At 71.2% G+C, this 14,697-nt stretch carries 13 protein-coding genes and 1 pseudogene; 2 read left to right on the top strand and 12 right to left on the bottom strand.

The window, feature by feature from the left end; translation table 11 throughout:
* Positions 1-29: 29 nt before the first annotated feature.
* From O7601_RS23235 to pgi, 10 genes and pseudogenes are all read right to left on the bottom strand, one after another.
* Complete coding sequence (locus O7601_RS23235; RefSeq protein WP_093407153.1) at positions 30-329, bottom strand: BON domain-containing protein; 300 nt, start codon at positions 327-329, stop codon at positions 30-32.
* Positions 330-448: 119 nt separating this feature from the next.
* Positions 449-1,657, bottom strand: coding sequence for a HAMP domain-containing sensor histidine kinase (locus tag O7601_RS23230; protein WP_281563204.1), 1,209 nt, complete (start codon positions 1,655-1,657; stop codon positions 449-451).
* Positions 1,654-2,349 (bottom strand): response regulator transcription factor, encoded by a 696-nt coding sequence (locus O7601_RS23225; RefSeq protein ID WP_281563203.1) that lies wholly within the window; start codon positions 2,347-2,349, stop codon positions 1,654-1,656. The genes O7601_RS23230 and O7601_RS23225 overlap by 4 nt, the downstream gene beginning before the upstream one ends.
* A 7-nt stretch (positions 2,350-2,356) precedes the next feature.
* Positions 2,357-3,271: a trypsin-like peptidase domain-containing protein gene (locus O7601_RS23220; protein WP_281563202.1), complete on the bottom strand. Its 915-nt coding sequence runs from the start codon at positions 3,269-3,271 to the stop codon at positions 2,357-2,359.
* A 38-nt stretch (positions 3,272-3,309) separates the two neighbouring features.
* Positions 3,310-4,260 (bottom strand): VWA domain-containing protein, encoded by a 951-nt coding sequence (locus tag O7601_RS23215; protein ID WP_281563201.1) that lies wholly within the window; start codon positions 4,258-4,260, stop codon positions 3,310-3,312.
* A complete protein-coding gene (locus tag O7601_RS23210; RefSeq protein ID WP_281563200.1) occupies positions 4,257-5,240 on the bottom strand; it encodes a DUF58 domain-containing protein in 984 nt (327 codons plus the stop codon). Before O7601_RS23210 ends, O7601_RS23215 begins: the two co-directional genes overlap by 4 nt.
* A pseudogene (locus O7601_RS23205) lies at positions 5,237-6,214 on the bottom strand (AAA family ATPase); the annotation flags it as partial. The pseudogene O7601_RS23205 and the gene O7601_RS23210, both read right to left, overlap by 4 nt.
* Positions 6,215-6,414: 200 nt before the next feature.
* Positions 6,415-6,789, bottom strand: coding sequence for a YciI family protein (locus O7601_RS23200; RefSeq protein ID WP_281563199.1), 375 nt, complete (start codon positions 6,787-6,789; stop codon positions 6,415-6,417).
* 102 nt (positions 6,790-6,891) lie between these two features.
* On the bottom strand, positions 6,892-8,136 hold the full coding sequence (locus O7601_RS23195) for a sigma-70 family RNA polymerase sigma factor (RefSeq protein ID WP_281563198.1): 1,245 nt from the start codon (positions 8,134-8,136) through the stop codon (positions 6,892-6,894).
* 31 nt (positions 8,137-8,167) lie between these two features.
* On the bottom strand, positions 8,168-9,802 hold the full coding sequence (gene pgi, locus O7601_RS23190; RefSeq protein WP_281563197.1) for a glucose-6-phosphate isomerase: 1,635 nt from the start codon (positions 9,800-9,802) through the stop codon (positions 8,168-8,170).
* 231 nt (positions 9,803-10,033) lie between these two features.
* Between pgi and O7601_RS23185 the strand changes: the two genes are divergently transcribed.
* A complete protein-coding gene (locus tag O7601_RS23185; protein ID WP_281563196.1) occupies positions 10,034-11,476 on the top strand; it encodes a glucose-6-phosphate dehydrogenase in 1,443 nt (480 codons plus the stop codon).
* A gap of 64 nt (positions 11,477-11,540) precedes the next feature.
* Here the strand turns inward: O7601_RS23185 and O7601_RS23180 are convergent, their stop codons facing one another.
* Positions 11,541-12,977, bottom strand: coding sequence for a cellulase family glycosylhydrolase (locus O7601_RS23180; protein WP_281563195.1), 1,437 nt, complete (start codon positions 12,975-12,977; stop codon positions 11,541-11,543).
* A 194-nt stretch (positions 12,978-13,171) separates the two neighbouring features.
* Positions 13,172-13,402: a hypothetical protein gene (locus tag O7601_RS23175; protein ID WP_281563194.1), complete on the bottom strand. Its 231-nt coding sequence runs from the start codon at positions 13,400-13,402 to the stop codon at positions 13,172-13,174.
* Between the two features lie 179 nt (positions 13,403-13,581).
* Here O7601_RS23175 and O7601_RS23170 point away from each other — a divergent pair, with 179 nt between their 5' ends.
* Positions 13,582-14,463 (top strand): hypothetical protein, encoded by an 882-nt coding sequence (locus O7601_RS23170; protein ID WP_281563193.1) that lies wholly within the window; start codon positions 13,582-13,584, stop codon positions 14,461-14,463.
* Positions 14,464-14,697: the final 234 nt, after the last annotated feature.

Raw genomic sequence — 14,697 nt, 5'->3', positions numbered from 1 at the left:
GCCGGGCACCGTGGACGAGCCGAAGTTCATCAGCGGCGACCTCGCCGGTGGCCGGCCAGCCGTAGCGCGTTGCAGACGTCCGTCACGCCCTCGATGTCCCAGGCCAGCTCACCGGCGGCGCGGCGGGTCTCGGCGCTGGCGACCAGGCCGGTGAGGATCACGACCCGGTTCTGCACCATCACCGTGATCTGCTGCCGGCGGGTCGACCAGTCGGCGCTCAGCCGCTGCGCGACCAGGGCGGCGAGACGCACATCCTCGTCGTGATGCTGTGGCTCGTCCCACAGCGCCCGGAAGGAGTGATCGTCGGGCATCGGCCAAGGCCACGGCATCACCACAGCGGTCTCCTTCGTCGTTGATGCCGGCGACTCGACGCGCCGTCCCGATCGATCACCACCTTGCGCAACGACCTTGGAGTCGACCGCACGGTTGGATGACAGTTGGATGACAGTCACAGTGGCGTGCTGGTCGGCGGCCGAGTGTCCCCGGTCCGGTCGGCGGCCGGCAGCCACAACACGAAGGTGCTGCCCGCACCCGGCTGGGAGAACACCGCCACCTGTCCACCGTGCGACTCGACGATCTGCCGCACGATGGCCAGCCCCAACCCGGTCCGCCGGTCACCACCGGAGCCTCCCCGCCCGGCCTCGCCCCGCCAGAACCGGTCGAAGACCCGGGTCTGGTCGGCCTCGGCGATACCCGGGCCCTCGTCGGCGACGGCCAGCCACAACCAGTCGTCCACCCGGCCGGTGGCCACCTTGATCGCCCCGCCGAGAGGGGACAGGCGTACCGCGTTGGACAGCAGATTGCCGGCGGCCCGGCGCAACGCGTCCGGGTCGCCGATCAGGGTGAGATCCGGGCCGAGCGCGTATCGCAGGCGTAGCCCGCGACCGGTGGCCAGGGCGGCGAAGTCGTCGCCCGCCTCGCGTGCCACGATGCTGAGGTCCACGTCCGTGTCGGACATCGAGTCGGCGTCCCGACGGGCCGTGGCCAGCAGATCCTCGACCAGCCGGGACATCCGGGTGGTGGCCCGGTCGATCGTCGCCACCGCCGCGGCACGCTCCTGCTCACCAGCCTGCGGCGCGGTCAGCGAGGCGTCGAGGTTGGCTCGGATGATCGCCAACGGGCTGCGCAGCTCATGCGAGGCGTCGTCGATGAGCTGCCGCTGGGCGTGAAAGGCATGATCCAACCGGTCGAGCATCGAGTCGATGGTGTCGCCGAGCTCGCGCAGTTCGTCGCGAGGACCGGTCAGGCGGATCCGGCGGGACAGGTCGGTGGCCTGGATCTCCCGAGCGGTGCGGGCGATCGCGCCGACCGGACGCAACGCCCGGCCGGAGAGCACCCACCCGATGCCGAGGCTGGCCACGAAGAGCCCGCCGAGGGCGATCAACGAGTAATCCCGAACCGTCTGCAACAGCCGCAGGTTCACCTCGTCCTCGATCTGCTGCACCTCGGCCACCTCGAGCGTGGTGCCGGTCGGCACCGTACGCCCGTCGCTCTTGAGCTTGACCAACTGCGCCTCGTACCGCTTGGTGATCGGCTTGGGATCGACCGCCCGGTCCACCGCCACGTACGCCACCAGCAGCCCGGCGCCGGCAAGCGCGAACAGCAGCGTCGAGTAGAGCACGGTCAGCCGGAACCGGATCGACCGGAAGACAGTCACGCCAGCACCTCCCGCAGCCGGTAGCCGCGCCCGACGACGGTCTCGATCGCCGGGTCGTCGCCACCACCGGTGAGTTTGCGCCGCAGCGTACCCACGGTGACCCGGACGGTCTCGGTGAACGGGTCGGCGTTGGCGTCCCAGACGTGCTCCAGCAACTCCTCGGCCGGCACCACCTGCCCGGGACGGGTCATCAGGTACTCCAGGACGCCGAACTCCTTCCGGGTCAGGTGCAACTGCCGGCTGCCCCGGCGGGCCTCCTGTCGCGCCACGTCCAGGGTCAACGCGCCCACGGTGAGGACCACTCCGGTGCCGCCGGTGTCCCGGCGCAGCAGCGCCCGCACCCGCGCCAGCAACTCGACGAGCGCGAACGGTTTCACCAGATAGTCGTCGGCACCCTCGTCCAGGCCACGCACCCGGTCGGTCAACGCACCGCGGGCGGTGAGCATCAGCACCCGAAGATCCCGCCCGCCGGCCACCTCGACCGTGCCGGACCGGATCGCCCGACACAGCGCGAACCCGTCGCCATCGGGCAGATTGACGTCGAGCAACATCAGGTCGTACGCGTTTACCAGCAGCAGGTCGTACGCCTGCGCCGAGTCGGCGGCGAGATCGACGGCGTAGCCGGCCCGGGCCAGCCCGACCCGCAGCGCGCCGGCCAGATCCTCTTCGTCCTCCACCACGAGCAGCCGCATCTGTCAGTTATCCTCTCGCGATCAGCCCCTGTGCCACCTGAGCCGCCCGCTCGACCGGGATGGCGAAGCCGATTCCGATGTTGCCGCTGCCCTCCAGTGTGGCGATGGCGGTGTTCACGCCCACCACCTCGCCCCGGCCGTTGACGAGTGGACCACCGGAGTTTCCGGGGTTGATGGACGCGTCTGTCTGCAAGGCCGGCTGCCGCGCCCCAGCGCCGAGACGAACCGGCCGGTCCAGCGCGCTGACGATCCCGGCGGTCACCGTGCCGGAGAGCCCGAGCGGCGAACCGACCGCGAGCACCGGCTCACCGACCCGCGTCTGGCCGGCCGTGGCCAGCGGCAGCGGGCGCAGCCCGTTGCCCGGATCGACCCGCAGCACGGCGATGTCCGTACCCGGGTCACGGCCGACCAACCGCGCGGTGAGCCGACGGCCGTCCCGGCCGACCACCTGGAACGTGTTGCCGCCGGCCACCACGTGGTTGTTGGTGACCACGTGTCCCCGGTCGTCGATCAGGAACCCCGATCCGGAGGCGCCCCGGCCACCGCTGGTCACCCGCACCGACACCACTCCAGCCAGCACCTGGTCGGCGGCGGTGACCAGGTCGGCCGCCGTACTCCCGGTCGGACCGGCCGGCGCGGAGCCCGGGCTGGCTGCCGGTGCGTCGCCGGCGGTGAGGTGCCCGGCGACGCCGCCGGCACCTGTCGACACCGCCACCACGGTCAGCCCGGCCAGCAGCAGCCGGGGCCATCGCGGCGCTCCGACGGCAGGCTCCGGGTTCCCGACCGCCGGGTCGGGTGCCGTCGGCGCGGCCGGGACTGCCGCGACCGCAGGGGAAGCGGGCGGCTGCTCGTCGGCCGGCAGGGCAGGCGAGACGAAGCGTGGTCCGCGCGGTTCACCCAACCCCGCAATCGTGCTGTGCATGCGATGTCCCCTCCTCGAAGAGGTTCGAAAGACGGCCGTCAGGGCAGTCGGGAGAACCAGAACAGGGAGCCGGCGGCGGCCAGCAGGGCGAGCACCAGGCCGGCGCCGATGAACCGCGCCGACACGTCCTGACGCTCCAGCCGATGACCGACCGACGAGCCGATGTCGGCGTACGCGGATCGCAACTCGTCGCCGCTGCCCGCCTGGTAGTGGCCGCCACCGGCCTGCTCGGCCACGGCGCGCAGGGTCTCCCCGTCGACCGGGACCGACTGGCCGCCGCCGATGCGTCCGTCGGGGGTGCCGAAGGAGATGGTGTCGACCGGTACGCCGGCCTGCACGGCGTCGGCGGCGGCCTGCGCCGGGTCCCGTCCCGAGGTGTTCGCCCCGTCGGAGAGCACCACCACCCTTGCCGGCGGCGGATCCTCGGCGGCCTGCGCGTCCAGGGTGCGGATCGATTCCAGCGAGGCGTGGATGGCCTCGCCGATCGCCGTTCCCGGTCGGCCGGTGACACCCTCGTCGAGCTGGTCGATGCCGGCGGTGACCGACTCACGGTCGCCGCCCGGTGCGACCATCACCGACGCGCTGCCGGCGAAGGCCACCAGCCCGACGTTGAACTCCGCCGGCAGGTCGGCCACGAACTCACGGGCCGCTTCCCGGGCCGCGAGCAGCCGGTCCGGCGGTACGTCGTCGGCGAGCATGGACCGGGACACGTCGACGGCCACGATGACGGTCGCCCGTTCCCGGGGTACCCGTACCTCGTCGGTCGGGCGGGCGAAGCCGACCACCAGCAGCGCCAGCATCGCGATGAACAGCGCGGCCGGTACGTGCCGGCGCCACGCCGGGCGGGCCGGTGCCACCTTGTCCAGCAGGCGCAGGTTGGTGAACCGGACGGCGTACCGGCTGTGTCGGCGCTGACGCACCAGGTACCCGACCACCAGGGCGGCCACCCCGGCCAGCAGCCACAGCCGTTCGGGGGATTCCCAGCTCACGCGGCTCCTCCGTGCGTCGGTCGGGTCGCCCGGGCCAGCCGGCGCTGGGTGTGGACGTGCCGGACGATGTCGGCGATCCAGTCCCGGTCGGTGCTCAGCGGTAGGTGGACCGCGCCGGCCCGGCGCAGCGCCCGCGCCACGGCCAGCCGTTGTGCGGCGGCGGCCGCCGCATAGCGGTCACGCAGCCGGCGGCTGCCGGTGGCGACCTCGCGCCGTCGCCCGCTCTCCGGGTCGAGCAGCGTGATCAGGCCGACGTCGGGCAGCTCCAGCTCGCGCGGATCGCGGACCTCGACCGCGAGCACCTGGTGCCGCGCGGCCAGCCGCCGTAGCGGTCGCTCCCAGTCCGGGGGACCGCCTCCGGCGCCGGCGACGCCCTCGTCGGGTAGGCCGTCCAGGAAGTCGGAGACGACCACCGTCAGCCCGCGGCGGCCGGCCGACCGGCGCAACCCGTCGATGGCCTCGGCCAGCGGCACGGGGTCGCTGGCCGGTCGGCCGCGGGGCACCTCCATCAGGGTGCGCAGCAGGCTGAGCAGGTGGTATCGGCCGGTGCGGGCGGGGAACCGGCGCACTCCGGTATCCCCGAGCAGATGCGCGCCGAGCCGGTTGCCGGAGCCGGCGGTGAGGAAGCCGACGGCGGCGACGGCCGCCACCGCCAGTTCCCGCTTCTCCAGCTCGGCGGTGCCGAAGTCCATGCTGGGCGTCGCGTCCACCAGCGCCCAGGTGGTCAGCTCCCGGTCGGCGTCGACGGTACGCACGTGCGGCACGGTCGTTCGCGCGGTCACCGACCAGTCCATCCGGCGTACCTCGTCCTCGCCGGGGCGGTACTCCCGGCTGCCCGCCGGCTCGCTGCCCGGGCCGGGCAGCAGGCCCAGGTGCTGGCCGTGCAGCAAGCCGTCGAGCCGGCGGGTGATGGTCAGCTCCAGCCGGCGCAGCCGGCGCTGCGGCGCCAGGTGCCCGAGGCTCGTCGCGTTCTCGTTCATGCCGCCGTCCCCAGGCCCGGCCCCTGGACCTCCTGGGCGGGAGCGATCTGTGGGGGTGGTACCGCCTCGACGACCTGCCGCACCAGTTCGCCGGGGTCGACGTCGTCTGCGACCGCGTCGAAGGAGAGGACCAGCCGATGGGCGAGCACCTCGCCGGCGATCTCCCGCACGTCCGCGGGGAGCACGTAGTCGCGGCCACGCAGCAACGCCAGCGCCCGGGCGGCGGCGACCAGACCGAGGGTGGCGCGAGGGCTGGCACCGTACGCCAGCTGCGCGGCCACGTCAGGTAGCCCGAACCGGCGCGGGTCGCGGGTGGCCAGCACCAGCCGTACGACGTACTCGGCCAGGGCGTGATGGACGAAGACCTCGCGGGACCGGGCCTGTAACGCCGCCAGCCGGGGCGGGTCCAGCACCGGCCGGGCGGCCGGGGTGCCGGCGCCCATCCGGTAGAGGATGCCCAGTTCCTCGTCGTCGGTTGGATAGTCGACCATGATCTTCATCAGAAAGCGGTCCCGTTGCGCCTCGGGCAGTTGATAGACGCCCTCGGACTCGATCGGGTTCTGAGTGGCCAGCACCAGGAACGGCGTGGGGACCGGGTAGGTCCGTCCACCGATCGAGACATGTCCCTCGGCCATCACCTCCAACAGCGCCGACTGCACCTTGGCCGGGGCTCGGTTGATCTCGTCGGCGAGGACCAGATTGGCCATGACCGGCCCCAGCTCGACGTCGAACGTCTCAGTCGAGGCTCGGTAGATCCGGGTTCCGATCAGGTCCGACGGCACCAGGTCGGGGGTGAACTGGATTCGGGCGAAGCTGCCGCCCACCGCTGTGGCCAGAGTCTCCGCGGCGAGGGTCTTGGCCACGCCGGGAACGCCTTCCAGCAGGCAGTGACCCCGGGCCAGCAAGGCGGTCAACAGCCGCTCCACCAGTCGATCCTGGCCGACGATCACCCGCTTCACCTCGAACAGGGTCTGCTCCAGCAGCCGGGTGTGGTCCGCGTGCCCGCCTGGGGCGTCCAGCTCGCTCACGGTGGCGCTGTTGATGGTGCTCCGCATGGGCTGTGCTCCTCGGTCGCGTCGTCGTGACGCGGGTGCCCGGACAACGGGGGAGTCCGGGCACCCGCACCTGACCCATTGGGCCAGAACGGACCGAAAGACAACCGAACGGCGGAAGGTCAGCCTCGTAGGCCGGCCTGGCGTAGCATCTCGTCGGTCTCGGGGTCCGGCATGAGCTGCCGCACCTCCTGCGCGCACCGGCAAGCGACGGCGATCTTGGCGGCCCACGCCAGCGCCTCCTCGCGTTCCGCCACGTCGACGACCACGAATCCGCCGATGACCTCCTTCGTCTCCGGGTACGGGCCGTCGGTCACCAGCCCGTCCGTGGCCACGACGCTGGCCCGCTGCCGCTGTAGTCCGGCGCCGAACACGAACACCCCGGCGTTCACGGCCTCCTGGGTCACCGCGTGCGCCGCCTTGCCCACGTCGGGCCAATCCTCGTCGGGGATGTGGTCCATCGCGCCGTCGTTGAACGAGATCAAGTACCGCGCCATCGCAGAACTCCTTGTCCCGGCGGCCCCTCCGGCCGCCTCTCGCCTGATCTACGAGCGACCCGCCGCCCATCCGACAAGCTGTCGAGCAGATTTTTCCACCGGTCAGCCGGCGAGCTGGTCGCGGCGGCGGGTGAGGTAGGCCCGTTCGGCGGGATTGCCGGCGAGACCGATGGCCCGGTCGTACGCCGCTCGTGAGTCGCGGTGGCGTCCGAGCCGTCGCAGCAGGTCGGCTCGGACGGCGTGCAGGGCGTGGTAACCGTCGAGAGCCTCGTCGAGCGGTTCGATCTCGGCGAGGCCGACCGCAGGGCCGTCGACCTCGGCGACGGCGACCGCCCGGTTGAGTCGCACGATCGGCGAGGGGTCGATCAGCGACAGCTGGTCGTAGAGGGCGAGGAGGCCGGACCAGTCGGTGGCTCGGCTGGAGGGGGCGTTGGTGTGCACGGCGTTGATGGCGGCCTGCAACTGGTAGCGCCCGGGTGGCTCACCGCCGGCCGCCACTACCTTGATCCGTTCGTGGAGCAGGGCGTTGCCCTCGGCGATGCGGGCGCGGTCCCAGGCGCTACGGTCCTGCTCCGCAAGGGTCAGCAGCTCACCGGTGCGGGACACCCGCGCCGGCCGTCGGGCGTCGATGAGCAGCATCAGGGCGAGCAGGCCGGCCACCTCGCCGTGGTCCGGGAGGAGGGTTCGGAGCAGGCGGCCGAGGCGGATCGCCTCCTCGCTGAGGTCGACGCGTACCGCTTCGTCTCCCTCGCTGGCGAGGTAGCCCTCGTTGAAGACGAGGTAGACGACGGCGAGCACGCCGACGACCCGCTCGCGGATGTCGTCGGCCGCGGGTACCCGGTAGGGGATGCCCGCTGCCCTGATTTTTGCCTTGGCGCGGGTGATCCGTCGCGCCATCGTGGTCTCCTGGACCAGGAAGGCGCGGGCTATCTCGCCGACGGTGAGACCGCCGAGCAGGCGCAGCGTCAGCGCCACCCGGGCCTGCATCGCGAGCGCCGGGTGGCAGCAGGTGAAGACCAGCCTGAGCCGGTCGTCCTCGACCGCACCGGTCGGCTCGGCCGGGGAGTCGTCGTGGACGATCCGGGCCGCCCGGTGCTTGGCGTCGCGCTGCGAATCGCGACGAAGCCGATCGATCGCCTTGCGGGTCGCGGTGGTGGCGAGCCAACCGCCGGGACTGGGTGGTACGCCCTCGCGCGGCCACCGCTCCACGGCCGTCACGAACGCCTCGGCCGTCGCTTCCTCGGCGACATCGAGGTCACCGAAGCGGCGGGCGAGGCTGGCGACCACCCGCGCCCACTCCTCCTGGTGGGCACGGGTGATCGTCTGCTCAACGGTCAGGCCAGTCACGGCTCACGCAGCGTTCGGACGGTTCCCGGGCTCAGTCCCGCTGACGCTGGACGCGGTAACGGCGGATCAGCGCGGCGGTGGAGGAGTCCAGTTCGGCCAGCTCGGGTCGGTCGCCGGTGAGCAGCGGGGCGAGCTGGTTGGCCATCACCTTGCCCAGCTCGACACCCCACTGGTCGAACGGGTTGATGTCCCAGATAGCGCCCTCGGTGAGCACGATGTGCTCGTAGAGAGCGACCAACTGGCCGAGCGTGGCCGGGGTGAGCCGGTCGGCCACGATCGACGTGCTCGGGTGGTTGCCGGCCATCACCCGGTGCGGCACGAGGTCGGCCGCGGTCCCCTCGGCCGCGACCTGCTCGGCGGTCCGGCCGAAGGCCAGCGCCGCGGTCTGGGCGAAGAAGTTCGACATGAACAGGTCGTGCATGTCGCCGATGTCGTGGTTGGGCTCGCTGAAGGCGATGAAGTCCGCCGGCACCAGCCGGGTGCCCTGATGCAGCAGCTGGTAGAAGGCGTGCTGGCCGTTGGTGCCGGGCTCGCCCCAGAAGATCTCCCCGGTGTCGTACGACACCGGGCGGCCGTCGGTGCGTACCGACTTGCCGTTGCTCTCCATGGTCAACTGTTGCAGATAGGCGGGGAACCGGTGCAGGTACTGCGAGTACGGCAGCACCGCGTGGGTCTGCGCGCCCAGGAAGTTGGTGTACCAGACGTTGAGCAGGCCGAGCAGGACCGGCGCGTTGCCGGCCAGCGGTGCGGTCCGGAAGTGCTCGTCCACGGCGTGGTAGCCGGCCAGCATCTCGTCGAAGCGCGCCGGCCCGATGGACAGCATCACCGACAGGCCCACCGCCGACGGCAGCGAGTACCGTCCGCCGACCCAGTCCCAGAAGCCGAACATGTTGGCCGGGTCGATGCCGAAGTCCGCCACCCGCCGGGCGTTGGTGCTGACCGCGACGAAGTGGCGGGCCACCGCGTCGGCGTCCGCGTCGAGGCCGGCCAGCAGCCACCGCCGGGCCTGCTCGGCATTGGCCAGGGTCTCCTGCGTGGAGAAGGTCTTCGACACCACCACGAACAACGTGGTGGCCGGGTCCAGATCGGCGGTGGTGTCGTGGATGTCGGTGGGGTCGATGTTCGACACGAAGCGGCAGCTCAGGCCGCCGTCGCGGTACGCCTTCAACGCCTCGTACGCCATCACCGGCCCCAGGTCGGAACCGCCGATGCCGATATTGACCACGGTGCGGATCCGCTCGCCGGTGTGCCCGCGCCACTGGCCGGAGCGTACCTTCTCGGCGAACTCGGCCATCCTTTCCCGTACCGCGTGCACGTCGGTTGCCACGTCCTGTCCGTCGACGGTGAGCGTGGCGTCGGGCGGCAGCCGCAGCGCGGTGTGCAGCACCGCGCGATTCTCGGTCCCGTTGATGTGGGCGCCGGCGAACATCGCGGCGATCCGGTCGGTCAGCCCGACCCGCTCGGCCAGGGCGGTCAGCAGGCGCAACGTCTCGTCGGTGACCAGGTTCTTGCTGTAGTCGACGTAGAGGTCGGCCACCTCGACGGTCAACCGCCGGCCGCGGCCGTGATCGGTGGCGAAGAGATCCCGCAGGTGCGTCCCGCGGATCTCGTCGGCGTGCTTGCGCAGGGCCTGCCACTCGTCGGTGCTGGTGACGTCCGCAGCCATCGGATAGATCGTCTCCTCGCAGGGTCGGGCACACCGCCGGCCTCGTCCCGGCCGACGGTGAGACCAGACTGCCACATGAAGATCGGCTCGCCAGCCCGACACCACGACCTGTGGGATCTGCGGACCACACCGGGGTGACGATCCGCACCGACCCGGATGCGGTGCGCGAACGGCCGGCGAGTCCACGGGGTCCGGTGCTTGCCGGTCGCCGGGACAGGGCATGGTGGTGGCATGACGACGCCGGCATCGAGCGCCCCCGCAGCTGTCCCCGCAGAACCCGCCGCCACCGGCGTACGGCAGACCCTGCTGGTGCTCGGCGCCAGCGGTGACCTGACCGGGCGGCTGCTGCTGCCCGGGCTGGGTCGACTGGTGGCAACCGGGGCGGTGCCCGGCCTGCGGCTGATCGGCAGCGGCATGGATGGCTGGGACGACGAGCGCTGGCGGCGTCGGGTGGCCGACTCCTTCGGGGCCGTCGGCGCGGTGGGCCCGGTGGAGTCCGAGGTGATCCGGGAGACGCGGTACGTGCCGGCCGACGTGACTCGCGAGGAGGACCTGCGGTCGCTGCTCGGCTGCTGTACCGGGCCGCTGGTGATCTTCTTCGCGCTGCCGCCACTGGTGACGGCCCGTTCGGCCGCCGCGCTGGCCCGCATCGGGGTGCCACCCGGCACCCGGCTGATGCTGGAGAAGCCCTTCGGGGTCGATCGGATCTCGGCTCGCTCGCTCAACGAACTGCTGGCCACCCTCGTACCGGAGCACCAGGTCCACCGGATCGACCACTTCCTCGGCAAGTCGACGGTGCTCAACCTGCTCGGCCTGCGCTTCGCCAACCGGATTTTCGAGCCGGTGCTCAACTCCTCGCACGTGGCCTGCGTGGACATCGTCTTCGACGAGACGCTCGGCCTGGAAGGGCGGGCGGGCTACTACGACGGTGCCGGGGCGTTGGTGGACATGGTGCAGTCCCACCTGCTCCAGGTGCTGGCCCTGCTCGCTATGGATCCGCCGCCGACGCTGCGGGCCGAGGAGGTGCGGGGACGCAAGGCGCAGGTGTTGCGGGCCACCCGGCTGTGGCACGACGATCCGGTGGCGGCCAGCCGGCGGGGCCGGTACACCGCAGGAGAGATCGACGGGCGGCGGATGCCGAACTACGCCGACGAGCCCGGCGTCGACCCTGCGCGGGGCACGGAGACGCTCGCGGAGCTGGCGGTCACGGTGGACACCTGGCGCTGGGCGGGAGTGCCGTTCCGGCTGCGCTCGGGAAAGGCGATGGACACCGTACGCAAAGAGGCGATCATCACCTTCAAGCAGCCGACCCGGGTGCCCGACGGCCTGACCGGCTACGACCGGCCGGATCGGCTCCGGATCGGCTTCGGACCCGATCAGCTCGGTTTGGATCTCAACATCAACGGTCCCGGGAATCCCTTCGAGTTGGAGCAGGTCAACCTGACGGCGGACTTCGGCCCCGGCGAGCTGCCCGCGTACGGCGAGGTGTTGCGCGGCGCCTTCGAGGGCGATCCGACCCTGTCGGTCCGCGCCGACGTCGCCGAGGAGTGCTGGCGCATCGTGGAGCCGGTGCTGGCTGCCTGGAAGGCCGGTGCGGTGCCGCTACAGGAGTACCGGGCGGGCTCCGCCGGGCCCGCCGATTCGCTGATCGGCCCGGTGCCCGACGTGAGCTGAGCCGGCGCACAAGTGCGGCCCCGGCGGTGTACCGCCGGGGCCGCGTGGTGGTGGTGCGCTCGGATCAGCTGGTGGGGAAGTTGTCCGGGGTGCGGATGCGGTCGCGCATGAAGACACCGGAGGCGGTCAGCATCGAGGTGCCGGTGTAGTTGCTGCCGTTGCAGGTGCCCGGCCGCAACGCGGCGCTGCCCTCGGCCTTGTCGGAGAAGGTCCAGTTGGCGTAACCGATCTTCAGCCGGTCGAGCAGGTCGAGCCACTGGGTGCTGCTGGCCAGGTCGACACCCCCGTCACCGGTGTAGTCCACAGTGCCGAACTCGGTGACGAACAGTGGCAGCCGGGCGGCGGCCCGCTCCACCTCGGCCCGGTAGTTGTCCTTGTGCGACGCGGCGTAGAAGTGGAACGCGTACATGATGTTGCTGGCGTTCACCGGGTTGTTGACGATCTCGGAGTGGGTGGCCCCCTCGGAGACGCCCAGCGAGGACCAGGCGCGCGTGCCCACGATGATCACCGCGTCCGGGTCGTTGGCCCGGATCACCGGGATGACCTGCTCGGCGTAGTTCTTGATGGTGGACCAGCCGACCCCGTTGGGCTCGTTGGTGATCTCGTAGATCACGTTGTTCTTCGCGGCGTGCCGGGCCGAGACGGTGGCGAAGAAGGTCTTGGCCCGCTCCAGGTTGTACATCGGGTCGCCCGGGGTCAGCGTGTGAAAGTCGATCATGGCGTACATCCCGCGTCGGGTGGCCTCCTCGACCAGGCTGTTCACCCGGTTGGTGAAGCCGGCCGGATCGGTCTCGTAGCCCTGCTCCTGCACGTACATCGCGATGCGGAACAGGTCGGCGCGCCAGTCGGTGGCGAGCGCGTCGAGTGAGGCCGGGTTGTAGCAGTTGCCGAACCACTGGATGCCGTGGCTGCTCATGCCGCGCAGCTGGATCGGTCGACCGTACTGGTTGCAGAGGTTGACCCCGCACACCCGCAGCTGCCCGTTGATGCCGACCGGGGTCTGGGTGCCCGGTGGCGGCGGGGTGGTCGGTGGGTTGGTCGTCGTCGGCGGCGTGGTGGGCGGCGGGGGAGTGGTCGGCGTGGTCGAGCCCGTGCACACGGTGCCGTTGAGCGTGAACGAACTCGGTGACGGGTTGGCACCGGTGAAGCTGCCGTTGAAGCCGATGTTGGTGCTGGCTCCGGTGCCGAGCGATCCGTTCCAGCTCGCGCTCTGCGCGGTGACGGAGCTGCCGCTCTGGCTCCAGGTGGCCGACCAGCCCTGGGTGAGCCGCTGACCGCTGTCGGGGAAGCTGAAGCCGAGCGTCCAGCCGCTGACCGGGTCGCCGAGGTTGGTGACCGTGACGCTCGCGGTGAACCCGCCGGACCAGCTGTTCGTCGTGTAGGTCACGGAACAGCCGGTCGCGGCCATCGCGTTGGTGGTGGGCAGGGCCGTCAACGCGCCGAGGGTCAATGCGCCGACGGCACCGGTCGCGACCAGCAGGCGCCGCAGAGGTTGCTTCATGGTGGACCATCGCAATCCGGTCGTGGTGGTGGGGGTACGGCACTCCGGCGGCGAGGGACGAGAAGGCCGGGAGCGCTCCCACCGCAGCCTACGTGGCCTTGAAACGATGATGCAATATTTCGATGCATCGAAGCGTGGGATGAACTGTGGCCCCGGGACGACGTCCCGGGGCCACAGTTCGGTATGGGGCCGACTCAGTCCTCGCCGGCGGCCCGTCGCCGGTCGGCCTCGGCATCGGCAGCGCCGACGGGAGTCGGATCGGTGTCCCGTTCTGCCGCTGCCAGATCGATGTCGGCGCCGGCTCGTGCGGCGTCGGCGGCCGCGTCGTCCGCGCCGACCAACTCGGTGCCGGTGTCGCCGTCTTCGTCCACCAGTTTGCCGGTTCCGGTCATTGCGATCGGCGTGTACCTCGGGTCGGTCGTCATCTCGTCCTCCTCTGCGGTGTCCGATAGGTACCCGCCGGGTGACGCCGGCACACCGGTAATCCAGGCGCGACGTCCGCCGGCTGGATGGCCGGGGAGTCGATGCCCCCGGACTTGCGCTGCTCACTACCCTGGCTGTGATCATCGGCCAGGTAACCTCACGACTTCGACAAGGGCATCAGATGAGTGACAGCCATCCTCCGTACGGTGGGCAACAGCCGGATCCGAACGCCGCCCCCTGGGGCACACCACCCGGCTCCCCGGTCGGTCCGCCGGGCTCGCCGGTCACTCCGGCCGGCTACCCCTCCCCGTACGGTGCGCCGGTGCCGCCGCCACCCCCGCCCTACGGGCCGCAGCCGACGAAGTCCTCGAACAAGGGTCTCTGGCTCGGTCTGGGAATCGGCGCGGCCGTGATGGCGGTGCTCGTCGCCTGTGGTGGCGTCATCGGCTTCTTCGTGCTGGCCGGTGACGAGGAGGGGGAACCCGTCGCGGGCCAGCGGAGCGACGCGCCCGGTGCCCCGACCGAGGCGCCGTCGGTCGTCCCGCCCGCGGAGGAGCAGCCGGACAACAACAACGCGGTCACTGCCCGTAACTCCAGCGACATGTCCGCCGTGTGTGAAGGCAGCCCGATCCTCAACGCCGCGCCCTACACCGGAGCGAAGGGCACCAAGGTCTACACGTTCGCCAACTCCCCGGAGCGTCCGGAGTCCTGGCTGAGCAAGTCCGTCGGCTTCGACAAGCCGTACTACGCCAAGACCGCCGAGTGGGCGTCGGTCTCCGTCGTCGGCTGCCTCACCTTCGAGCAGGGCAGCGAGGGCACGCCCCGCAAGTGCCAGTACAAGGACCGCGACGACAAGCAGGTCACCGTCGACTACGTGTCCTCGCGCTACACGCTGAGCTTCTACGCCGCCAAGACCGGTGAGAAGATCGGTGAGGGCGGCCGGGTCAACGCCCCGGCGGTGCGGTGCCCGAGTTTCATCTCCTACAACAAGGAGACCATGAGGGCGTACGCCCAGCCGGACAGCGGTGCCATCGAGTTGGCGCTGGACAAGTTCACCTCCTGAGTCATCGGCGTCCCGGGTGGATGGGGCGGACGTCGTTCGTCCCGCCACCCGGCTGATGCGGCGGGCAGGTCGGTCCACCAGCCGCGCCGAGCGGATCGCGGCCCGTACGGTCGCCAAGGAGCAGCTGTACGACGAGGCGAAGAAGCGTGGTGGCGGTTGCTCCCGGTGGTGGCGATGTCGGAGTCTGCGGCTAGCCTCTCGGCATGCCGCGACCGGTGATCTCAGGGACAGGCG

It is taken from the genome of Verrucosispora sp. WMMD573 (genome assembly GCF_027497175.1).
Classification (GTDB): Bacteria; Actinomycetota; Actinomycetes; order Mycobacteriales; family Micromonosporaceae; genus Micromonospora.
Note: the sequence above shows the minus strand (reverse complement) of the source record. Positions and strands in the feature narration are given on the sequence as shown.

Bases quoted from the DNA above. Each gene is read 5' to 3' on its own strand.
- pgi (WP_281563197.1), bottom strand. From the start codon at position 9,802: ATGGCTGCGGACGTCACCAGCACCGACGAGTGGCAGGCCCTGCGCAAG.
- O7601_RS23210 (WP_281563200.1), bottom strand. From the start codon at position 5,240: ATGAACGAGAACGCGACGAGCCTCGGGCACCTGGCGCCGCAGCGCCGG.
- O7601_RS23200 (WP_281563199.1), bottom strand. From the start codon at position 6,789: ATGGCGCGGTACTTGATCTCGTTCAACGACGGCGCGATGGACCACATC.
- O7601_RS23170 (WP_281563193.1), top strand. From the start codon at position 13,582: ATGAGTGACAGCCATCCTCCGTACGGTGGGCAACAGCCGGATCCGAAC.
- O7601_RS23180 (WP_281563195.1), bottom strand. From the start codon at position 12,977: ATGAAGCAACCTCTGCGGCGCCTGCTGGTCGCGACCGGTGCCGTCGGC.
- O7601_RS23185 (WP_281563196.1), top strand. From the start codon at position 10,034: ATGACGACGCCGGCATCGAGCGCCCCCGCAGCTGTCCCCGCAGAACCC.
- O7601_RS23225 (WP_281563203.1), bottom strand. From the start codon at position 2,349: ATGCGGCTGCTCGTGGTGGAGGACGAAGAGGATCTGGCCGGCGCGCTG.
- O7601_RS23220 (WP_281563202.1), bottom strand. From the start codon at position 3,271: ATGCACAGCACGATTGCGGGGTTGGGTGAACCGCGCGGACCACGCTTC.
- O7601_RS23175 (WP_281563194.1), bottom strand. From the start codon at position 13,402: ATGACGACCGACCCGAGGTACACGCCGATCGCAATGACCGGAACCGGC.
- O7601_RS23235 (WP_093407153.1), bottom strand. From the start codon at position 329: ATGCCGTGGCCTTGGCCGATGCCCGACGATCACTCCTTCCGGGCGCTG.